Source organism: Streptomyces sp. NPDC051563, assembly GCF_044454225.1.
In the GTDB taxonomy this organism is placed as follows: Bacteria; Actinomycetota; Actinomycetes; order Streptomycetales; family Streptomycetaceae; genus Streptomyces.
This window is the reverse complement of sequence record NZ_JBITDL010000009.1, coordinates 113,699-136,578: the sequence shown is the minus strand read 5'-3', so window position 1 is coordinate 136,578 and position 22,880 is coordinate 113,699. Positions and strand designations below refer to the sequence as shown.

7 protein-coding genes are annotated in these 22,880 nt (G+C 75.0%); 2 read left to right on the top strand and 5 right to left on the bottom strand.

Translation table 11 applies throughout. From position 1 onward, the window contains the following. Positions 1 to 209: 209 nt before the first annotated feature. Positions 210 to 1,265, top strand: coding sequence for a LuxR C-terminal-related transcriptional regulator (locus ACIA8F_RS13190; RefSeq protein WP_399378405.1), 1,056 nt, complete (start codon positions 210 to 212; stop codon positions 1,263 to 1,265). 99 nt (positions 1,266 to 1,364) lie between these two features. Beyond that, a complete protein-coding gene (locus tag ACIA8F_RS13185) occupies positions 1,365 to 1,877 on the top strand; it encodes a hypothetical protein (protein ID WP_399378404.1) in 513 nt (170 codons plus the stop codon). Positions 1,878 to 1,976: 99 nt separating this feature from the next. Here ACIA8F_RS13185 and ACIA8F_RS13180 read toward each other — a convergent pair whose 3' ends face one another. The 5 genes from ACIA8F_RS13180 to ACIA8F_RS13160 form a co-directional block, all read right to left on the bottom strand. Continuing rightward, positions 1,977 to 2,225: a hypothetical protein gene (locus ACIA8F_RS13180; protein ID WP_399378403.1), complete on the bottom strand. Its 249-nt coding sequence runs from the start codon at positions 2,223 to 2,225 to the stop codon at positions 1,977 to 1,979. A 169-nt stretch (positions 2,226 to 2,394) separates the two neighbouring features. Further along, complete coding sequence (locus tag ACIA8F_RS13175) at positions 2,395 to 3,747, bottom strand: MFS transporter (RefSeq protein WP_399378402.1); 1,353 nt, start codon at positions 3,745 to 3,747, stop codon at positions 2,395 to 2,397. 86 nt (positions 3,748 to 3,833) lie between these two features. Next, positions 3,834 to 4,034, bottom strand: coding sequence for an MbtH family protein (locus tag ACIA8F_RS13170; RefSeq protein WP_399378401.1), 201 nt, complete (start codon positions 4,032 to 4,034; stop codon positions 3,834 to 3,836). Between the two features lie 76 nt (positions 4,035 to 4,110). Continuing rightward, positions 4,111 to 14,727 (bottom strand): amino acid adenylation domain-containing protein, encoded by a 10,617-nt coding sequence (locus tag ACIA8F_RS13165; RefSeq protein WP_399378400.1) that lies wholly within the window; start codon positions 14,725 to 14,727, stop codon positions 4,111 to 4,113. Further along, positions 14,724 to 22,691, bottom strand: a complete 7,968-nt coding sequence (locus ACIA8F_RS13160) for an amino acid adenylation domain-containing protein (RefSeq protein ID WP_399378399.1) — start codon at positions 22,689 to 22,691, stop codon at positions 14,724 to 14,726. Before ACIA8F_RS13160 ends, ACIA8F_RS13165 begins: the two co-directional genes overlap by 4 nt. Positions 22,692 to 22,880 lie beyond the last annotated feature (189 nt).

The following is a 22,880-nucleotide window of genomic DNA, read 5'->3' as shown; positions in this document are numbered from 1 at the left end:
GAGCGGCGGGGGTGCCCCCGGGCGACGGTGTGATCACGCTCTGCGTGATCACACCGTTTCGGTCGTCCCGGGTCCTGAAGTGGCCGGATCCCCGCTGCTGTTCGTCCCGTACAGCCTTGCCCGCTGCATATCCTGGCGCCAGGGGGCGGGCACCTCACCAAGGTGCCTGGCAGCAAAGCGACCCGGGGTGAAAAGTGCAAAGTAGGGCAATGCAAAAATCTGACGCGGAGCCGGATCCGAAGAACGCCGATGCTGACATCGATGTCTACGGCTGGGTGCTCGAACACCGCACCGTGGACGAGGAGGCGGTGGCCGCCGGGACGGGGCTCGACCCGGTCGACGTCTGCCGCAGCGTGGAGCGTCTACGCGCGTCACGGCTGCTGCACGTGAGCCCGGCGGACCCGTCGGTCGCCTTCGCCGTGGCCCCGGACACCGCCGCCGAGCAGCTCGTCGCGCCCCTGGAGGCGCGGATCCGGGACCAGCAGCGGGAGATCAGCTCGATCCGTGAGGACCTGGGACGCTTCCTGCCGCACTATCTGGGCCGCCGATCCACGGGGGAGTCGCTGGAGGTGCTGGCCAGCCTGGAGGACGTGCGCGGGGCACTGAACCGGGCCTCGCTCAACTGCGCCACCGAGATGCTCAGCTCGCAGCCCGGGGGCGGCAGCAGGGTGCCGGAGGCCATGCAGGAGGCGCTGCGGCGGGACGAGACGATGCTCGAGCGGGGCATCTCGATCCGCACGCTCTACCACCACACGGCCCGGTTCAACGGACCGAGCCAGGCCTACGTCGCGGCCACCTCCGCCCTGGGGGCGCAGTACCGCACGGCGCACGAACTGTTCGGCCGGCTCATCGCCTTCGACCGGGAGCTGGCCTTCATCCCGGTCGCCGACGGCAGCTGGGGCGCCGTGGTGATCCGCGAGCCCTCCACCGTCGCCTACCTGTGCAGCATCTTCGACCAGACCTGGGACCTGGCCTCGCCCTTCTCGGCCGCGGCGGGCCAGGGCCTGGAGGAGGTGGCCCGGGAGATCCACGAAACGATCATCCGGCTGCTGGGGGCCGGGCTGAAGGACGAGGCCATCGCCAGGCGCCTGGGCATGTCGCTGCGCACGGCCCGGCGCCACATCGCCGACATCATGCAGGAGCTCGGCGCGGGCAGCCGTTTCCAGGCGGGCGTGGCGGCTGCCGCGCGCGGGCTGCTGGACCGGGGTCCCGACACCGAACAGGCCGACGAGGCGGAGGAGGGCGGTGCCGTAGCACCCTCCTGAGCCAGGTGTCACGCGTTCTCGTGTCTGTCGCAGGTGGCGGGCGTGTCGCATGCTGCTGGGATGAGAGCTGCCGAGTCGCCGAAGCAAGAGGGACGTTCCATGGACGTGACGCACGCGGACCGGGGCCGGGCGGCCCCGCACCTGCGGGAGATCGTCCTGTTCCTCTCGGTCCACCTGGACCGGGCGCCGGGTGTGCTGTGGCCCGAGTACGACAACCCGGCGTTCGGCGACGCCGACGACGCGGACGCCCTCCCGGCGGAGGGCGGTGTGCGGCCGGCCCAGGCGGACCGCTTCACCGCCGAACTGGCCGCCCTGACCGGCCTGTCCGTCCGGCTGGACCGGGTGGAGACCCCCGGATCGGCCCTGGCCGGGGGGACGGACGCCGTCTGGACCGCGCAGCCCGGGGGCCGGGAGCACCTCCTGGTCCACCAGATCGCCGGCGCCGCCACCTGGCAGCTGGCGGGGACCGGCGAGAGCGGCCGGCCGGAGTCCTTCCAGTGCCGGCTGCTGCCGGGTGAGCTTCTGTACGTACCGCCCGGCTGGTCGCGCCGGTACATCGACGCGCAGGGAGCCCAGTACGCCGTCGTCTGTCTGGGGCCCCAGGGCGGCTGACGGCAGCCGCTCCGGGGCCGATCGGAAAGGGGGGAGGGAGGATCGCGACGCGATCCTCCCTCCCCCCTCTTTTCCGGCCGCCCTGACGGGCGGGCCGGCTCAGCCTCCCCAGGAGCTGTCGGCCGTGTCGCGGTTGCGGTGGCCCAGAGAGCCGGTGTCGGCCGTGAACACCCGGCCGTCGGCCGTCACGAACTGGCGCGTCGCCGGGGGCGTGGTGCTGTTCTCCCCTCCGGTGGCGGTCGTCGAGGTCGTGGCCGAGGTGTCGTCGGCGGCCTGTGCGACGCCGACTGCGGGCAGCAGCACTGCGGAGGCGGCCACGGACAGGGCGATGGCAAAACGCTTGAGCATGGGATCCCCAGTAAGACGAGCGGTCTGGTGTGCGTGCGGACTGCTTCGTGGGCGGTCCGCACCGGTCGGTGCAGGACCCACCTTGCCGTGCCGGGGGCGTTTTGACGTTCGGTCGGCCAGCTCATCAAGCTGCCTGGCCCGATGGTGAGGGGCCGCAAAACCGGACCAACTATGTCTGTTCGGTCAGGATTCCTGCGTTAGGCGGGGTCGACGAGCCGACCCGGCACCCGGCCGGCCCCTCCGGGGTCTCCGCGATCCCCGAAGTCGCTCCGGAGCCGCGGGAGTCGAGCTCCCGCCACACCGGGAAGACCAGCGGGGCCAGGGTGACCGCGAGGTACAGCGCCCCCGTACCCAGAAGCGCCGCCACCAGCCCCGAGACGTCGAGGACCAGGCCCGCACCCAGCATCCCCAGCGGGGTCGCCGCCAGCGCGGCGGCCACCAGCAGGCCGAACACCCGCCCCCGCACCTCCTCGGGCACCCGCTCGTAGGCCACCGACATCATCAGCGGCCCCACCACCCCCGACCCGATCCCGGACAGGGCCAGCGCCGCCAGCAGCACCGGTACCCGCGGCTCGGCCGCCAGGGCCGCGCAGCGCACCGCCCCGACCAGCACGAACGCCCCGACGAAGACCGCGCGCCGCGGCAGCCGGTGGCCCGCCCAGCCGTACAGGGCCGCCCCGAGCAGGGCGCCTGCGCCCATGGAGGTGATCATCGCCCCGAACAGGGCACTGCTGCGCAGTACCTGGGTTCCGTAGGCCGGGTAGAGGACCCCGTTCAGCGCCCCGTCCAGGGCGTTGGTCAGCATCAGGACCCCCACCATGGCCCCCAGGAGGCGGTCCCGGCGCAACTGCGCGACACCGAAACGTAGTTCCCCGGCGTACGAGCCGCCCGGCGCTCCTCCGGCCTGCCGGGCCGGCGGAGCCACCGGTACCAGGGCCGCCAGGAGCAGGGCGCACAGCGCCATCGCCGCCATGTCCGCGTACAGGGTGCGTACGGGGCCGACCGTCGAGATGAGCAGACCGGCCAGCGGCGCCCCCGCCATCATGCCGATCCGGCGGGCTCCCTCGACGCATCCGGTGGCCCGCTCCGCCGTCACCCCGGCGCGTTCCATCGCGGCGGGCAGCAGCAGCTGCTTGGCGGTGTCGGCAGGCCCGCGGCCGGCCCCCACCAGGAAGACCAGGACGATCAGGACGGGCAGGGACAGGGCGTCCCAGGAGTGCAGGAGCGGGATCAGGCTGATCGCCGCGGCCGTCAGCAGGTCCGCCCCCACGCTCGTCGCTCGTACGGGCAGCCGGTCGACCACCGGGCCCGCGAGCACGGCGGAACACAGCAGGCCCAGTACCTCGGCGGTGGCGACGAGCCCCGTCCGGGTGCCGCTGCCGGTGCTGTGCAGGACGAACCACGGCACGGCGACCAGGGTCGCGGCCATGCCGAGCGAGGAGATCCCGGAGGCCGCCACCAGGGCGGCCAGCGGGGTGGGGCGGCGCGACGATGCGGGGCCGCCCGGATACGAGCCGGTCATACGGGGTTCCTTCCGGCACCACCGCACCGCCCCGGCGGCCCGCGACGCGGACCGCCGGAGCGGAGTGGTGCCCGGGGATCGTCGGGTCAGCCGGCCATGTTCACGCGCAGGCTCAGTGGGCGCATGTCGGTCCACACCCGCTCGATGTGCTCCAGGCAGGCCTCCTTGGTGCCGCGCACGCCCTGGTCGTGCCAGCCCGGCGGGACGGACCGGCCGGCCTCCCAGAGGGAGTACTGCTCCTCGTCGTTGGCCACGACCAGGTACTGCTGCGGGGACGCGTCGTTCACGGTGTTCTCCAGGAAGGATCGGTGATGCGGAATACGGATCGGTGATGCGGCTGGGTCATCGGGACGGGGCGGTGGGTCAGCGGGGCAATGCCGCGCCGAGCAGCTGCGCCAGCGCGGCGCAGTGCGGGGGGTCCACCAGGTCGTGGTGGTTGCCCGGGACCGCGGCCCGTACGACGGCGCCGTGGGTGCGGGACCGCCAGGCCGCCGGGTCCACCAGCGGGGTCGCGAGCTCCGGGTGGCGCTCGTCGACCGTGAACAGGTGCAGGTCGACACCCAGGACGGCGTCGGTGCGGTAGGCGGCGGAGGCCGCGCCGTTCGCCTCGGCGACCCGAAGGAGCCTGCGCAGGGCCTCGGTGGGGGACGTACGGGGAAGGGTGCCCTCCGCGCGGCCCCGGCGCACCAGGACGTCGAGCAGTTCCTCCTCGTCCAGTTCGCGCGCCGAGCCGGCGTCGAGGCCCGCCGCGATCCCGTACCGCAGCAGGTCCGGATCGCCCGGCCCCGCCGAGCGGGACCGGCTGCCGGCAGCGGCGCCCGGCGCCGCCGCGTCGATCAGCCCGAGGAAGGCCACCTCCTCACCCACGGCCTCCAGCCGGGCGGCCATCTCGTAGGCCACCGTGCCGCCGAACGACCAGCCGGCGAGGAGGTACGGGCCCTGCGGCTGCTCCTCGCGGAGCGCTGCCAGGTAGCGCTCGGCCATCTCCGGCACCCGCTCCAGCGGGGTCTCACCCGTGTTGTAGCCAACCGACTCCAGGCCGAGGATCCGCCGGTCGCCCCCGGCACGGGCGGACAGGTCCCGCACCAGGTCGCGGTAGCAGACGACGTCGCCGCCCCTCGGGTGGACCAGGACCAGCGGCGGCCGGGACGGGTCCCCGTCGGCGAGCGGGACCAGCAGCCGGGCCGCGGCCGCCCCCGCCTCCGGCAGCGCCTCGCAGAGATGCTCGACGGTGCGCCGCCGGAAGACCATGTTCAGCGGCAGGTCCACCCCGAACTCCCGGCGCACGGCGGCCATCAGGGCGAAGGCCTTCAGGGAGTGGCCGCCGAGCGCGAAGAAGTCGTCGCGCACGCCGATCGGAGACGTGCCCAGGGTCTGCTCCCACAGCCGCGCCATCCGCAGCTCGGTGGTGTCGCGCGGGGCGATCCGCCCCGCGCCGCCGCCGCGTACCGCGTCCGCCGAAGGAGCGGGCAGCGCCTTGCGGTCGAGCTTGCCGTTCGGGGTGAGCGGGAGGCGCTCCAGCGCCGTGAGGACGGCCGGCACCATGTACTCGGGGAGGTCCCGGCGCAGGAAGTCGCCGAGCCCGTCGAGCTCCCGGGGCTCGCCCGCCCCGTCCCGCCAGGTCACGTAGCCGGCCAGTACGGCGTCCACCCCCGTGCCGTGGACGGCCACGGCCGCCGAGGCCACCCGCGGGTGGCGGGCGAGCGCGGACTCGATCTCGCCGAGTTCCATCCGGTGGCCGCGCACCTTCACCTGGCCGTCGGCCCGGCCGCGGTACTCCAGGCCGCCGTCCGCGAGGCGCCGTACGAGGTCACCGGTGCGGTACAGCCGCTCGCCCGCCGCGTACGGGTCGGGTACGAACCGCTCCGCGGTCAGCGCCGGCCGCCCGTGGTAGCCGCGGGCCACCCCGTCGCCACCGATGTAGAGCTCGCCGAACACACCGACCGGCACCGGCCGCAGGTGCGCGTCCAGCACGTGCAGCCGGGTGTTGGCGAGCGCCGAGCCGATGGGCACCGGCCCGTCACCGACCGGACCGGACAGCAGGTGGGCCGTGGACCACACGGTGGTCTCCGTCGGCCCGTACACGTTGCGGACCGTGCCCAGCGCCGCGCGCATCCGCTCGGCCAGCGCCGGCGGCAGCGCCTCGCCGCCGCACAGGGCCCGTACGCGCGGTGCCTGCCAGCCGGACTCCATCAGCTGGTGCCAGGTCGCCGGGGTGGCCTGGACGACCGTGACCGGCGCCGCGTCCAGCTCCTTCGCGAGGAGGGCGCCGTCGCGGGCGGTCTCCCGGTCGACGACCCGTACGGTCGCACCGCACACGAGCGGGACCAGCAGCTCCAGCACGGCGATGTCGAAGGAGGCGGTGGTGACCGCCGCGACCGTGTCACCGGCCGTCAGCTCCAGCCTGCTCACCATGTCCCGGGTGAAGTTGGCCAGCGCCCGGTGCGGGACGGTGACCCCCTTCGGGCGTCCCGTGGAACCCGAGGTGTACAGGGTGTAGGCCAGTTGCTCCGGCTCCGGGGCCAGCTCGGGCCGCTCGGCCCGCTCGGGTCCGAGCGCGCGGCCGGCGGGGGCCGCGGCCCCGGTCAGCGCGTCGAGGTCCAGCACCACGACCCCGTCCGGTGCCTCGGCGGGGCCGGCCAGACCCGACACCACCAGCACCCGGGCGCCGCTGTCCGCGATCATGTAGCCGATCCGGTCGGCCGGGTACCCGGGGTCCACGGGCACGTACATGCCGCCGGAACGCAACACGCCCAGCAGCGCCACCGGCAGCAGAACGGAGCGCTCCGCGCACACGGCCACCGCCGTCTCCGGACCCACACCCAGGCGGGCCAGCTCCCGGGCCAGTCGGCCCGACGTCTCCCACAGCCCGGCGTAGGTGAGGGTCCGTTCGCCGTCGTCCACGGCGACGGCCCCGGGCGTCCGCAGGGCCTGCTCGCCGACGAGCACGGGGAGCGCGGGGAGCGCGGGCAGCGCCCGCACGGCGGCGGGCCCGGCGGCTCCGCCGCCCGCTTCCAGGACCCGGGCCTCCGCGGCCGCGTCCATCAGGGGCAGCGCACCCAACGGGGTGGCGGGATCGGCGACCGCGGCCGCGAGCAAGGCGGCCAGAGCCGACGTCATCCGCGCGACGCTCGCCCGGTCGAAGAGGTCGGTGGCGAACACGGCCTCGCCGCGCAGCGCCCCCTGCTCCTCGACGAAGTACAGCGACAGGTCGAACTTCGAAGCGCCGCTGGCCAGCGAGAGCGGTTCGAGGTCCAGGCCGGGCAGGGCGGGCGGCTTGGAGGCCTCCTCGTCCAGCACCAGCATCACCTGGAACAGCGGGTTGCGGCTCAGGTCGCGCTCCGGCCGCACCTCCTCCACCAGGCGCTCGAACGGCACCTCCTGGTGGGCGTACGCACCCAGGGCCGTCTCACGGGCCCGGTCCAGAAGCTCGCCGAAGCCGGGATCGCCGGACAGATCGGTGCGCAGTACCAGGCTGTTGACGAAGAAGCCGATGAGCGGCTCCAGTTCGGTGCGGTCGCGCCCGGCGATGGGGGAGCCCACCGCCACGTCCTCAGCGCCCGACCAGCGGGCCAGGAGGGCCTGGAAGCCCGCCAGCAGCACCATGAACAGGGTCGCGTCGTGCCGCCGGCCCAGCTCACGCAAGCCCCGCAGCAGCGGCTCGGGCAGTGTGAAGGAGAACTGCTCGCCGCGCCCGGACGGGGTGGCCGGCCGGGGCCGGTCGGTGGGCAGGTCCAGCGGGGCGAGCCCGTCGAGCCGGCCCCGCCAGTACTCCAGGGTGTCCGCGAGGGCTTCACCGCTCAGCCGCTCGCGCTGCCAGGACGCGAAATCGCGGTAGAAGACGGCGAGTTGCGACAGTGGCTCGGCTCCTTCGAGGGTGCGGGCCCGGTAGGCGGCGGAGAACTCCCGCCAGAACACCCCCACCGACCAGCCGTCGAAGGCGATGTGGTGCGCGACGATCACCAACAGGTGCTCCTGCGGGGCGATGCGCACCAGCCTGGCCCTCAGCGGGCCCGCCGCGGAGAGGTCGAAGGGCAGCGCGGCGTCCTGAGCCGCCAGCTCCCGCGCCCGCTCCCCGGCCACCGTCGCACCCAGCTCCGACAGGTCGGTGAACAGAGGCGTGAACATCGAGGCCGGACCGGGCACGACCCGGGCCGCGAACACCGCCTCGGCGCTGCTCCCTTCGGCCTGGCAGCCTTCTTCGGTCTCTTCGATCCGCGAACGCAGCACCTCGTGCCGGGTGACGACGTCCTCCAGCGCGCCCAGCGCCGCGGCGCGGTCCAGCGCCCCGGTCAACCGCACGGCGCCGGGCATGTTGTAGTCGGGCCGGCCCGGCTGGAGCCGGTCCAGCAGCCACAGCCGCTGCTGCCCGAAGGAGAGCGGTCCCGGCCCCGGGGGCAGCGCCGGGATCACCGGCTCCGACGCGTCCGACGCACCCAGCGAGGCCAGCGCCCGTGCCAGGTCCTCGGCCACCGGATGCCGGAAGAGCAGGTGAACGGGGATGTCCAGCTCCAGCAGGGCGCGCAGCCGGGAGACGACCCGGGTGGCGCGCAGGGAGTGCCCGCCGCGCTCGAAGAAGTGGTCGCGGACCCCGATCGGGCCCTCCCCGAGCACCTCCTCCCAGACCTCGACGACCGTCCGCTCCAGCGCGGTGCGCGGGGCGATGTGCGCGCGGTGGCCGCCGGCCGTGCCGGGCTCCGGCGCGGGCAGCGCCCTGCGGTCGGTCTTCCCGTTCGGCGTCAGCGGCAGCGCGTCCAGTACCACCAGCGCGGACGGCACCATGGCGGCCGGCAGGGCAGCGCGTACGAAGTCCAGTACGGCGGCCGGATCGCCGGTGCCGTCCCGCCAGACGACGTACGCGGCGAGCGCCCGGTCGGCGCCCTCGCCGTGCGCGGCGGCCACGGCCCGTGCGACGTCCGGGTGGCGCAGCAGGGCGGCCTCGACCTCGCCGAGTTCGATGCGGTGACCCCGGACCTTGACCTGGTTGTCCCGGCGGCCGTGGAACTCCAGCACCCCGTCGGAACGCAGCCGCGCCAGGTCACCGGTGCGGTACATGCGCGCACCGGGCGGCCCGTACGGGTCCGGAGGGTACGACTCGGCGGTGCGGGCCGGGTCACCGAGGTAGCCGCGGGTCACCCCCCGTCCGGCGATGAAGAGTTCACCGATCGCGCCCCGCGGCAGCGGTTCGAGGTGCTCGCCCAGCACGAGCACGCGGGCTCCGGGCAGCGGCCGGCCGATGGGGATGCGGCCCGCCTCGATGTCGGCGTCCGTCACCTCGTGCCAGGTGGTGGTGTTGGTGCACTCCGTCGGACCGTACTGGTTGACCAGCCGCAGCCGGCCGGGCGTGCCCAGGGTGTGCCCGGCCCGGGCCAGCCCGGGCGTCAGCGCCTCACCGGTGGTCATCACCAGCCGCAGGGCCGGCGACGGCCCCTCTCCCGCGGCCACGGCGCCGACCAGCGGCTCCAGCATCGACGGGACGATCGACAGCAGCGCCGTCACACCCTCGGCGTGCAGCAGCCGGGCCAGGGCGTCCGGATCCCCAGCCTCGTCCTGGGAGGCGAGGACGATCCGGCCGCCCGTGGTCAGCGGGGCGAACAGGTCACGGACCGACGGGTCGAAGGTCAGCGCCGTCCGGGCGAGCACCGCGTCGTCGGGGCCGAGCCCGAAGGTGGAGGTCAGGGCTGCCAGATAGCCGGTGATCGCGGCGTGCGTGACGGCCACGCCCTTGGGACGGCCGGTGGACCCGGAGGTGTACAGCAGGTAGGCGAGGTGCGCGGGGGAGGCCGTGGCGGGCGGCTCCGTCGCGGGCAGTGCGTCCACCCGGTGCCGCTCGGCGTCCAGGTCCAGGTCCAGCACCGGTACGGCGCCGGCCAGGTCCGCGGGCAGCCCCCCGGGCAGGCCCGCCGTCAGCACCAGTCGGGCACCGCTGTCGGCCAGGACCGTGCGGACCCGCTCGGCCGGGTGCCCCGCGTCGAGTGGCAGGTAGGCGCCGCCGGCCTTCAGGACCGCGAGGACGCAGACCAGCATGCGCAGGTCGCGGCCGGCCAGCACGGCCACCGTGGTCTCGGGGCCGGTCCCGAGCTGACGCAGCCGGTGGGCCAGCCGGTTGGCGGCCGCGTCGAGCTCCGCGTAGCTGGTGGTGCGGCCCGCGCAGGTCACGGCGGGGGCGTCCGGCCGCAGCCGGGCCTGCTCCGCGACCAGGGAGTGCAGCGTCCGGTCTGCCGGCCGGTCCGCGCGCGGGCCCGGCTCCTCCCCGAGCAGGGCGGCGTGCTCCTGCGGGGACAGGACGTCCAGCCGCGACAGCGGTGCGTCGGGTTCCTCGGCGGCGCCGGCCAGCAGGCGCAGGTAGTGCGCGCCGAACCGCTCGACCGTGGCCCGGTCGAAGAGGTCCGTCGCGTACTGCACCGTGCCGGTCAGACCGCCGGGGTGCTCCGTCATCGCGAGGCTGAGGTCGAACTTGGCCGTCCCGTTGGACGTGTCGAGGTCCTCGACCTCCACACCGTCCAGCGGCAGGGCGGCGAGCTGCTCGGGATGCAGCTGGAACAGCACGTCGAACAGCGGGTTGCGGCTGAGGTCGCGCTCCGGCCGCAGCTCCTCCACCAGCCGGTCGAAGGGGACGTCCTGGTGTTCGTACGCGGCCAGCGCGGTGCGGCGCACCCGGCTCAGGAGTTCACCGAAGGCCGGGTCACCGGACAGATCGGTGCGCAGGACCAGGGTGTTGACGAAGAAGCCGATGAGCGGCTCCAGTTCGGTGCGGTCGCGGCCCGCGATGGGCGAGCCCACCGCGATGTCGGCCTGGCCCGTGTAGCGGGCCAGCAAAGCCTGGAAGCCGGCCAGCAGCACCATGAACAGGGTGGCGCCGCGCTCACGGGCCAGCACGCCGAGCCGCCCGGCGAGTGCGGCCGGGACTTCGAAGACGAAGGAGCCGCCCGTACCGGAGCGCACCTGCGGCCGCGGCCGGTCGGTGGGCAGCTCCAGGGCCGGGAGCCCGGCCAGTGCCTCCCGCCAGTGGGCGATCCCCGCGTCGGCGTCGCCGTTCGCCAGCCGGTTCTGCTGCCAGAACGCGAAGTCCCCGTACTGGACGCTCAGTTCCGGCAGCACGGGACGCTCACCGCGGCGCAGCGCCGCGTAGGCACCGGACAGCTCCCGCCACAGCACCGGCATCGACCAGCCGTCGCCGACCGTGTGGTGCAGGACCAGGACGAGCAGGTGCTCATCGGCCGTGACCCGCACCACCCGGGCCCGCAGCAGGGGAGCGGAGCCCAGGTCGAAGGGGGCGGCGGCATCCGTGTGGGCCAGGCCGAGCGCCCGTGAACGGGCCTCCTCCGCGGGCAGGTGGCCCAGGTCGGTGCGGACGGGGACGAAGACCTCCGGGGCTTCCACGGTCTGTACGGGACCTCGCGGGCTCTCGGTGATGCGGGAGCGCAGCACCTCGTGCCGGGTCACCACCGTGCTCAGCGCGTCGGCCAGCGCGTCGGCGTCGAGCGGGCCCCGCAGCCGGGCCGCGACCGGGATGTTGTAGTCGGGGCGGCCGGGCTGGAGCTGGTCCAGGAACCACAGGCGCTGCTGGGCGAAGGACAACGGCGCGGGTTCCCCGGCGGGCCGGGCACCGATCGCGCTGACGCGGCCACCGGCCGGGCCGGCGGCGTCCGCACGCAGGGCGTCCAGCGCCGAGGCGAACCGTTCGAGCGTCGGGTGTTCGAAGAGCAGCCGCAGCGGTACCCCGGTGCCCAGGCGGGCACCGAGCCGCGACACGGCGCGGGTGGCCCGCAGGGAGTGCCCGCCGAGCGCGAAGAAGTCGTCGTGGCGGCCGGTCCGCTCGGTGCCCAGCACCTCGCACCACACCGACGCGGCGAGTTCCTCCGACGGGGTCGCCGGTGCGGCGAACTCGGCCCGGTGCACCCCTTCCTCGGGCGGAGCGGGCAGCGCGCGCCGGTCCAGTTTGCCGTTCGGCGTGACCGGCAGCACGTCGAGCGGCACGATCGCCGAGGGCAGCATGTACGCGGGCAGCCGTGCGGCGAGCACCCGGTGCAGCTCGGCCGGTTCGGCCTGCTGCCCCTGCGCGGGCACCACATAGGCGATGAGCCGCTGCTCGCCGGGGACGTCCGCGCGCACCACGATCGCGGCGTGCCCGACCTGCGGGCAGCGGGTCAGCTGGGCCTCTATCTCGCCCGGCTCGATCCGATGGCCGCGGATCTTGACCTGCTGGTCGCTGCGGCCCAGGTAGTCGACGGCGCCGTCCGGGCGCCGCCGGGCGAGGTCGCCCGTCCGGTACATCCGGGCGCCCGGGACGCCGTAGGGGTCGGGGGTGAACTGCCGCGCGGTCAGGCCGGGCCGGTCCAGGTAGCCGCGGGCCACCCCGGTGCCGCCGATGCACAGCTCGCCCACGGCGCCCTGCGGCACCGGGCGACCGCGCTCGTCCAGGACGTAGAGGCGGGTGTCGTCCAGCGCGGTGCCGATGGGGATCCGGCCGTCCACGACGGCTCCGGCGCTCGGGTCCAGCCGGTGCCGGGTGGCGAAGGTCGTGGCCTCGGTGGGCCCGTAGACGTTGACGAGGACGGTCCCGGGCGCCTGCTCCAGAGCCCGGGCGAAGGCGTGCGGGGAGGCGGCCTCACCGCCCGTCCACACCTCCCGCACGTGCGTCAGGAGCTCCACGCACTCCTCGACCACCAGGTTGAAGAGGGCGGCCGTGAGGAACAACGAGGTGATCCGGTGCTCCTGCACCAGCCGGGTCAGGGCCGCGGTGTCCACCCGGCCGGGCGGCGCCAGGACCACCTGCCCGCCGGACAGCAGCGGTACCCACAGTTCGTACGTCGAGGCGTCGAAGGACAGCGGCGAGTGCGCCAGCACCCGGCGGTGCGCGGCGCCGAAGGAGGCATCCTGGGCGAGCGCCGCGACGTTGGCGTGCGTGACGCCGATGCCCTTCGGCTCGCCGGTGGAACCGGAGGTGTACATCACGTACGCCAACTGGTCCGGCGAGCACGGCGGGTACGGGCCCGGCGAGGCGGCCGGGGCCCCGTCCAGCAGCGCCTCGTCCACCGGTGTTTCGTCCACCGGAGCGCTTTCTGCCACTGCCGAGACGTCGAGCACCGGCACCGGCGAGGTACGCACGGCCTCGTGGCCGGCCGTCGCGGCGTCGGCGAGCAGCAGGCGGGCGCCGGTCCGCTCCAGCATCCAGTGCAGCCGGGTGACGGGGAACCCCTCGCCGAGCGGTACGTAGAGCCCGCCGGCCTTCAGGACGGCCAGGATCGCCACCGGGAGGTGGACCGAGCGCTCCATCAGCAGGGCCACCGGCGATTCGCGCACCACCCCGGCGGCGGCCAGCCGGGCCGCCAATTGGTCTGACCGGTCGTCGAGTTCGGCGAAACTCAGGCGGTCGGCGCCGCAGACCACAGCCTCCGCTCCGGGGCTGCGCCGGGCCTGAGCGGCGAACAGCTCGACCAGGGTGGCCGGGGCGAGATCGGGGCGGACCGCGCCGTGGCCCTCGGTGACGAGCCGGGCCGCAGTCGGGGCGGAGGGCAGCAGCCCGGCCAGGGGCCGGTCGGGCTCCTCGGCGGCGGAGGCGAGCAGCTCCAGGTAGTGGCCGAGGAGGAGCTGGGCGGTGGCCCGGTCGAACAGGTCGGTGTCGAAGACGAGCGAGCCGGAGCACGTCTCGGCACCCTCGGAGACGAAGACGCTCAGGTCGAAGAGGGACCCGCCGAAGTCGGTCCGTTCGACCTGTGCGTCAAGGCCCGGCAGCCGCAGCCCGGCGGTCTCGTCCGGAGCCGACGCGAACATCACCTGCACGAGCGGGTTGCGGTCGCCGACCCGCTCGGGGTTCAGATGCTCCACCAGCCGGTCGAAGGGCACCTCCTGGTGGTCGTACGCGTCCACGGTCGCCCGGCGGACCCGGCCGAGCAGCTCGCGGAACCCCACCTCGCCCGACAGATCGGCGCGCAGCACCACGGTGTTGACGAAGAACCCGACGAGGGGCTCCAGCTCCACCCGGTCGCGCCCGGCTACCGGAGTGCCGACGGCGATGTCGGTGCGGCCGCAGCAGCGGGCCAGGGTGGCCTGGAAGCCGGCCAGCAGGGTCATGAACAGGGTGGCGCCGCCGCTCTCGGCGATCCCGCGCAGCCGCGCGGTGAGACGGGAGTCGATGGCGAAGTCCAGGCTCGCGCCGTCTCCGCTGCGGCGGGTGGGCCGGGGCCGGTCCGCGGGCAGTTCGAGGGGCTCCAGCCCCGCGAGGGACTGCTCCCACCAGCGCAGCTGCCCGTTCATCGCCCCGCTCGCGAACCGCTCGCGCTGGGTACGGGCGTACGCCTGGTAGTCGAGGGGGAGCGGCGCCCGCGGGAGCGGCCGGTCCGCGAGCAGGGCCGCGTAGCCCTCAGAGAGCTCCTGCCAGAGCAGCCCCATGGACCAGCCGTCGGTCGCGATGTGGTGGACCACGAGCACCAGCAGGTGGTCCTCGGCACCGAGCCGGATCAGCAGGGCGCGCAGCAGGGGACCCGTCGCCAGGTCGAAGGGTCTGCGGACCTCCTCCCGGGCCAGGGCGTGGGCCCGCTCCTCCAGTCCGGCGAGGGGGGCCTCGCCCAGGTCGAGCACCGGCAGCGGGAAAGCCTCCGGCGCGGGCAGGACCACGGGGTGCGGGGCGCCGTCGCGCTCCTCGAAGACGGTGCGCAGCGGTGCGTGGCGGGCCACGACGGCGGTCAGGCTCCGGCGCAGCAGGTCCGGCCGGAGGGGGCCGCGCAGCCGGACGACCTCGGGGATCGCATAGCCGGGGGTGCCGTCACTCATCCGGTCCACCAGCCACATCCGCTCCTGGGCGAATGAGGCGACAGGGGCGGGGCCGTGGCCGTCGGCGGCCGTGGTGGGGGGCGCCGAGGTGACCGGGGCGGCCGCCGAGTCGTCCAGCGCCGCGCGCACACGGCGGCGCAGCAGTTCGCGGGCGGCGGCCAGCCGGCCGTCCACACCGGCGGGCAGGCTCTCCTGGGTGGTCACGAGGTCTCTCCCTGAAGTACGAGTGAAGGAACGCTGTCGATGGCGTCGAGGACGGCGTCGGGGTGGGCGCCGCCGTCGGCGGTGGTGATGGCGGTGGCGGTCTCGGACCGTTCCTCGAACGGGCCCGTTTCGGCCTCCAGTTCGGCCAGCAGCACCGTCTCGACGGCGGTGGCGAGCGCGGCGACGGTCCGCTGTTCGAAGAGGGTGTGCAGGGGCAGATCGAGCCCGAGGGACTGGCGCAGCCGGGCCGCCACCCGGGTCGCGCTCAGCGAGTGCCCCCCGAGGGCGAAGAAGTCGTCGTGGCGGCCGATCCGCGGCGCGTCCAGTACGGAGGCCCACACCATGGCGACCAGTTCCTCGGTCTCCCCGGCGGGCGGCTCGTACCGGGTGGCGGCGGCCTCGGCGGCCGGCGCCGGGAGCGCCCTGCGGTCGAGCTTGCCGTTCGCCGTGACGGGCAGCGCGTCGACGACCACCAGCAGCGGAACCATGTACTCCGGTAGGGAACGCGCCAGTTCGGCGTGCATCGCCTCCGTGTCCGGGGCAGGCACCGCATCCGGGCCCAGGGCTCGGGCTCGTCCCGGTTCCCGTCCCGGGTCCTGGGCGGCCCCGGCCTCCGGGACGACGTACCCGACGAGCCTTCGCTCGCCCGGGACGTCCTCGCGGACGACGACCGCGGCCCGTCCCACCCCGGGGAGCCGGCCCAGCGCCGTCTCGATCTCGCCGAGTTCGATCCGGAAGCCGTGGATCTTGACCTGGTCGTCGGTGCGGCCGAGGTATTCCACGGAACCGTCGGCCCGGTGCCGGGCCAGGTCACCGGTGCGGTACATGCGCGAACCCGGCGGGCCGAACGGATCGAGCGGGAAGCGCTCCGCGGTCAGCGCCGGGCGGCGCAGGTAGCCGCGGGCCAGGCCCGCGCCCGCGAGGTACAGCTCGCCCGCCACGCCCACCGGGACGGGCCGCCCCCGCGGGTCGAGCACGTGCAGCGAGGTGTTCCAGATCGGCCGGCCGATCGGCACGGGCCCCGTCTCCTCGCGGAGGCAGTCCCAGTGCGTGACGTCCACGGCCGCCTCGGTGGGCCCGTACAGGTTGTGCAGGGGCACGTCGAGCACGTCGAGGAATCGGTTCTTCAACTCCTCCGGCAGGGCCTCGCCACTGCACACGACCCGTCGCAGCGACCGGCAGCGGCCCGCCTGCGGGTCCTCCGTGAACGCCGCCAGCATGGACGGCACGAAGTGGACGGTGGTGATCGCCTCCTCCTGGATCACCCGGGTGAGGTAGGCGGGGTCCTTGTGCCCGCCGGGCTCGGCGACGACCAGGGCCGCACCGGTCAGCAGCGGCCAGAAGAACTCCCACACCGACACGTCGAAACCGAACGGGGTCTTCTGGAGCACCCGGTCGTCCGCGCCCAGCCGGTACCGGTCCTGCATCCACAGCAGCCGGTTGACGATCGCCGCATGCTCGACGACGACCGCCTTGGGCCGCCCCGTCGACCCGGACGTGTAGATCACGTACGCGGGGTGCGCGGGCAGCGGCGCGGGCAACGGCGCACCGCCACCACCGCCGTGGACGGCCCCCGGATCCAGCCGCGGCAGGCCCGCGGCGGCGGGCAGCGCGGCCGCCACCGTGTCGTCGGCGAGCAGCAGGACGGGCTCGGCGTCGGACAGCAGGTACGCGATCCGGTCCGCCGGCAGCGAGGGGTCCACCGGAAGGTAGGCCGCCCCGGACTTCAGTACGGCCAGCAGCGAGACCACCATCTCGGTGGAGCGGTGCAGGGCGACCGCGACGATCCGCTCCGGACCGGCGCCTCGGTCGCACAGCTCCCGCGCCAGCCGCTCGGCACGGGCGTCGAGCTCGGCGTACGTCAGGCGCTCGCCGCGGAAGACGGTCGCCGGGGCGGCCGGCGTCCGGGCCACCTGCTGGGCGAACAGCTCCACCAGCGTGGTGCGGGGGACGGGCACGGCCGTGGCGTTCCACTCCCGGATCAGCCGGTGCTGCTCCGCGGAGAGCAGGTCCACCTCCCCGACCGGGGTGGCGGGAGCGTCGGCGACGGTCGTCAGCAGGCGCTCCAGCGCCTCGCCCAGACTGCGCGCCGTCCGCGCGTCGAGGACGTCCGTACGGTGGTCGAGGTGCAGCCGCAGCCGCTCCCCGGGCAGGACGATGAGATTGACGGTGTAGTGGGTGGCGTCCGAGCCCTCCACCCCGGTCAGCCGCGGCCCGCCGGCCAGGTCCCGCATCGACTCCAGGTCGAGCGGGTAGTTCTCGACGACGACGGTCGTGTCGAAGAGGGTGCCCAGCCCGACGGCGCGCTGGATGCCGGCCAGTCCGACGTGCTGGTGGTCCATCAGGTCCGCCTGCTCGTCCTGGAACCGGGCGAGCGCGGCCAGCAGCGGCTCGTCCTCGCGGATCCGGAACCGCACGGGCAGCGTGTTGATCAGCAGCCCGACCATCTGGTCGATTCCCGCGACGTCCGCGGTGCGCCCGGAGACGGTCCCGCCGAACACCACGTCGTCCCGCCCGGTCACCCGGCCCAGCAGCACCGCCCACAGGCCCTGGACGACGCTACTGAGGGTCACCCCCGCGCTGCGGGCCCGCGCGGTGAGCCGCGCCGTCAGTTCCGCCGACAGCTCGACCGCGGCCCGCTCGGGCAGGGCGTCGATCCGGTGGGGGTCGGCCGCGCCCAGCAGCGTGGGCTCCGCCAGCCCGGCCAGCGCGCCGTTCCAGGCGGCCTCGGCGGCGCGGTGGTCCTGGCGGGCCAGCCAGTCCAGGTGGGAGCGGTACGCGACCCCTTCCGCGACCGGGCCGCTCTCCCCGGGCCCGTTCCGCCCGGCGGGCGCGGTGCCTTCGGCGTATCCCGCGAGCAGTTCGCGCAGCAGGACCGCCGAGGACCAGCCGTCCCACAGGATGTGGTGGTTCGTCATGACCAGCCGGTGCTCCTCGGCGCCGAACCGGACCAGGGTGAAGCGCACCAGCGGGGGCCGCTCCAGGTCGAAGCGGCGGGCCCGGTCGGCCGCCAGCAGCCGCTCCCACTCGCGCTGCCCGTCCGCGGATCCGAGTCCGCCGAGGTCCACCGTCTCCCAGGGCGCCTCCACGGATTCCAGGACGATCTGCACGGGGCGGTCCAGCCCCTGGTCGGTGAAGGCGGAACGCAGCGCGCTGTGGCGGCGCAGCAGCCGGTCGCACGCCGTCCGCAGGGCGCGCTCGTCGACGGGGCCCTGAAGGGTGAGGACGAGCTGGCCGGTGTAGGCGTCCATCGCGCCCGTGTCGAAGGCGGAGTGGAAGAAGAGCCCCTCCTGGAGGGGGGAGAGCGGCAGCACGTCGACGAGCCCGGCGTGGCGTGCGGACAGGACGTCCGCCTCCGGCTGCGTCAGCCGGACCAGGGGCAGGTCCCGGGGGGTGAGCCTGCGGGGCCGCGCGGCGCCCGTCCAGGCGGCCAGCAGGCGCAGCGCCTCCCCCCAGGCCGCCACCAGGGCGTCCGCCTCGGCGTCGCTCAGCAGGGCCCGCGGATGGGTGACGGCCGCGGTGAAGGCGGTGCCGTCGGCGCCGTCCACGGCCATGGCGTCGATCTGCACGGCGTGCTCGACGGGCATCGCCGGGTCCACGTCGGCCCGCAGTCCGCCCGCCTCGGGGGCGGGGCTCCACGGCGCCTCGTCACCGCCGGAGAACCGGCCGAGGTAGTTGAAGAGCACCCGGGGGCGCGGGAGCGCGGACAGTTCCGCCGCGGCACGCGGATTGAGGCGGCTCAGCAGGCCGAAGCCCGTGCCGTGGTCCGGTACGGAGGCGACCACCGTGTGGATCCGGGCGACCAGCTCGGCGAGCGCCTCGCCGCCCCGGGCCGCCGCATCCAGGTCGAGGCCGGCCGGATCGAAGCGGACCGGGTACTGGGTGGTGAACCAGCCCACGGTGCGCGCCAGGTCGTGGCGGCCGGTGCGGTCGACACGGCCGTGGCCCTCCAGGTCGACCAGCAGCGGCCCGGTGGCGGTCCCGGGGGAGCGCAGGCGGTGGGCCGCGAGGACCAGCCCGGCGAGCAGCACCTCGGCCGGCCCGGTGCGCAGCGCGCCGGGCACCTCGGTCAGCAGCGGGCCGGCGACCTCGGGCGGCAGGCCGAGCGTCAGCGTGCGGGTGGTGCCCGCGGTGTCCCGCACCGGGTCGGGGACCCGGTTCCACGGAGTCCCGGGGGCGGCTTCCGTCCCGGGGGCCTGCAGCGTCGAGCGCCAGAAGGGGAGTTCGGCGAGCACCTCCGGGTCCTGCGCCAGGAGTTCGAGGTGCCGGGCCCAGGTACGGAACGACACTTCCCCGTCGGCGGCCGGCAGCGCCCGCCCGGCTACGGCGGCCTCCCAGGCCTCGGCCAGGTCGGCCGTCAGGATCCGCCAGGACACCCCGTCCACGGCCAGGTGGTGCACGCACAGCAGCAGCCGGTCCGGCCCGGCCCCACCGGCGTCGAAGCGCACCGCCCGCAGCATCACCGAGGCAGCGGGGTCCAGTTGGCCGGCCGCCTCCCGCGCCGCCCCGGCCATGGCCTCGGCGCGGGAGGACGCCTCCTGCCCCGCCACGGCCACGGTGCGGTACAGCCGGGACACGTCGACGGAACCGGGCTCGCCGACCGTGCACAGCGGTCCCTCGGGACCGGCGGCCACGCCGAGGCGCAGCGCCGCGTGCCGGTCCACGACCGACTGCAGGACCCGTACGAGCGTCGCATCGTCCGCGCCCGCGGGCAGGGACAGCACCATGGACTGGCTGAAGCGCCCGATGGGGCCCGGTCCGTCCAGCAGCCAGCGCATGACCGGCGTCGCCGGCAGCGGACCCCATGCGTCGGCGGCCGGAGCGGCGGACGGGGACGTACCGGTGGCCGGCTCACCCACGGCCGCGGCGAGGGCGGCTGCCGTCTTGTGCGCGAACACGTCGCGCAAGGTGAAGGAGAAGCCGTGCGCCCGGGCCCGGCTGGTCAGGGTGAGGGCGGTGATGCTGTCACCGCCGAGTTCGAAGAAGTTGTCGTCGGGAGCGGCGGTGACGCCGAGGGCTTCGGAGAACAGCGCCGCGAGGCTCACCTCGACGGCCCCGTACGGGCGCCCAGGGCCCTCAGGACGCGCCGCGGCCCGCGGTACGCGGAGCCGCGCGCGGTCCACCTTGCCGCCCGGGGTGAGCGGCAGCCGGTCCACGGCCACGATGGTGCGGGGCACCATGTAGCCGGGCAGGACCCGGCCCAGCTCCGCCGCCAATCGCTCCGGTTCGGGCTCCGGGCCGTCCTGCGGCGGTGCCACGAAGGCGACCAGACGCCGGGCGGCGCCGGCCGGCGCGTGCACGATCACCGCGGCCTGACCGACCGAGGGCTGCCGGCCGAGCACGGCCTCGATCTCGCCCAGTTCGATCCGGTGGCCGTTGATCTTGACCTGACGGTCCACCCGCCCGAGGAACTCCAGTTCGCCGCGCGCCGACCAGCGCACGAGGTCGCCCGTCCGGTACATCCGCGCACCGGGAACACCCGAGAACGGATCGGGCACGAAACGGTCGGCCGTCATGGCCGCGCGCCCCGCGTATCCCTGGGCGAGCCCCGCACCGGCCACGCACAACTCGCCGGTCGCCCCCGGCGGCAGCAGCCGCAGGTCCCGGTCCACCACGTACGCCCGGTGGTGGTCCATCGGACGCCCGATCGGCGGGATCCGGCCGTACGAGGGCGGTACCACCCGGTGCATGGTGACGGACACGGCCGCCTCCGTGGGCCCGTAGGAGTTCCAGACCTCGCGGCCGTCCGCCGCCCAGCGGTCGACGGCGTCCCCGGACGGGGCCTCGCCGCCGGTGGACAGGAAACGCAGCTCGGGAAGGGAGGCCGGGTCCAGCAGCGGCAGGAGCGCCGGCGGGAGGTCGGCGACCGTCACCGCTTGCCCGGCGAGCAACGCCTGGAGGCGGTCGACGTCGACCCGCTCGGCATCGGTGGCGAGCACCAGGGTGGAACCGCTCAGCAGGGAGCCGAAGACGTCCAGGACCGACACGTCGAAGGACAGCGAGGCGAACCCGAGGAACCGCTCCGTACGCCGGGCGCCCGCCGCCGCCGCGGCTCCGGCGGGTTCGCCCGCGCCGCACAGCGCGAGGTGACCGCGTACGAAGTCGACGGCCGCCGCGTGCGGGACCACGACGCCCTTCGGTTCGCCCGTACTGCCCGAGGTGTACAGCAGGTACGCGGCGCAGGCCGACGGCACCGCCGCACCTGCGCGGCCACCGAGGACCGGGCCGTCCACCGCTCCCGCGAGGACCACGGACGGCAGGTCGTGCGGCAGCCGGTCCCGGGTCCCGGGCCCGGCGACGACCGTACGCAGCCCCGCGTCGCGCACGACGTACGCGATCCGCTCCGTCGGCAGGCCGGGGTCGAGCGGTACGTAGCAGCCACCGGCCTTCAGTACGCCGAGCAGAGCGGCGACCATCGCGGGGGAGCGCTCCACGCACACACCGACGGGGGTGCCCGGCTCCACGGCCGGCCGCAGCCGGTCCGCGATGTCCGAGGCCCAGGCGTCGAGTTCGCGGTAGGTGACCTCCTCGCCCGCGCAGACCACGGCGACGGACTCGGGTGCCCGCGCCGCCTCCTCCTCGAACAGCGTGTGCAGCAGCCCGCCGCGCGGAGCGGGGTCGCCGCCGCCCTCGGCGAGGCCGGCGAGGCGCTCCTCGTCCTCGGCGGTCAGGAAGGGCAGCGAGCCGACCGGGGCCTCGTCGTCCGCCGCGGCGAGCGCGACCAGGAACCGGGTGAACCGCACGCGCAGCGCGTCGAGTTCGTCCGCGCCGACATCGGCGGCGTCGCCCTCGGCCTGCACGGTCAGCGGGCTGTCGCCGCCACGGTCGTAGACGTTGAGGGAGACGTGCTCGACCGGTCCGACCGCGAGGTTGTGCGCCGACGCGGGCGCGCCGGCGAAGGACAGCTCGTAGTCGAAGGACATGAGGTTGACCGCGGCGTCCCAGGACCGCGGTCCGGTCCCGGTGTACTCCTCGATCCGGTACCGCTGGTGGCGCAGGGCCTCCTTGATGCCGGCGGAGGTGTTCCGCACCAGTGCGCCGACCGTGGTGTCCCCGGTCACCGTCAGCCGCAACGGCAGGACCTTGGAGAACATGCCGGGCGCCCGGCGGGCGTCGGGGGTGGTGCGTCCGGTGACCGGCAGGCCGAGGACCACGTCCTCGGTGCTGCCGGCACGGTGCAGGTGGGCGGCGGCCGCGGCCATCACCAGCGCCGACCAGCGTGTCCCGTGCCGGCGCGCGGCCTCGCGCAGGGTACGGGCGTCGGCGGGGTCGAGCTCGCCGCTCACCCGCACCGTCGTACCGGACGCCGGCGCCGGGGCGCTCCCGGTGAAGGAGACGGGCTCGGGGGCGCCCTCCAGCCGGGCCCGCCAGAACTCCCGATCCGCCGCGCACCGTTCGGAGCGGGCGTACTCCTCCTCCTCGGCCACGATCCGCTCCCACGGGGCGCTCCCGTGAGCCGGTACGGGCTCTCCCGCGACCAGCGCCGAGTACACCTCGGCCACGCGCCGCGCGAGGATCGAGCCGGTGACCCCGTCGGCCACGAGGTGGTGATAGCCCTGCATCCAGCGGTGGACCTGCGGACCGGTCCGCACGAGCAGGTGACGGCACACGTCCCCGTTCGCCAGGTCCGTCGGCCGGCCCAGCTCGGCACGCATCAGCCGCTCGGACTCGGCGTCCGGATCGGGGTGAGCGCTGACGTCCACCGTGTCCATCCGCAGCGGCGGAGGCCCGGCCGGTATCTGGTGCACCACCCCGTCCACCTCGGCGAACCGCACGCACAGCGTCTCGGTCCGGGCCACCACGGTGCGCACCGCCTCGGCGAGCAGCTCCGGATCCACCGCCCCGCGGATCTCCAGGTACTCGCCGATGGTGTAGTCGAGGCGGGTGGGGTCGAGCTGCTGCGCGAACCAGACGCCGTTCTGCGGCGGGGTCAGGGGCAGCGGCCCGCGGTCGTGAATGGCCATGCGGTGGTCAGTCTCCTCAGTCGGATCGGTCGATCAACGACGACGTGACGCCACTCTCCGCGACGGCCGCAGGGCCCCGAAAGTCCCACTAATACGCCTCTTGACGAGCCCCGATCCACCCGGAAAAGTCCCCGGTACCGCATTCCCGTGACCACCCCGCCACGCCACGCCCTGCCTCCGCGGACGACG

Excerpts from the sequence above, each read along its gene's own strand:
- ACIA8F_RS13190 (WP_399378405.1), top strand. The coding sequence starts at position 210 with ATGCAAAAATCTGACGCGGAGCCGGATCCGAAGAACGCCGATGCTGAC.
- ACIA8F_RS13185 (WP_399378404.1), top strand. The coding sequence starts at position 1,365 with ATGGACGTGACGCACGCGGACCGGGGCCGGGCGGCCCCGCACCTGCGG.
- ACIA8F_RS13180 (WP_399378403.1), bottom strand. The coding sequence starts at position 2,225 with ATGCTCAAGCGTTTTGCCATCGCCCTGTCCGTGGCCGCCTCCGCAGTG.
- ACIA8F_RS13175 (WP_399378402.1), bottom strand. The coding sequence starts at position 3,747 with ATGACCGGCTCGTATCCGGGCGGCCCCGCATCGTCGCGCCGCCCCACC.
- ACIA8F_RS13160 (WP_399378399.1), bottom strand. The coding sequence starts at position 22,691 with ATGGCCATTCACGACCGCGGGCCGCTGCCCCTGACCCCGCCGCAGAAC.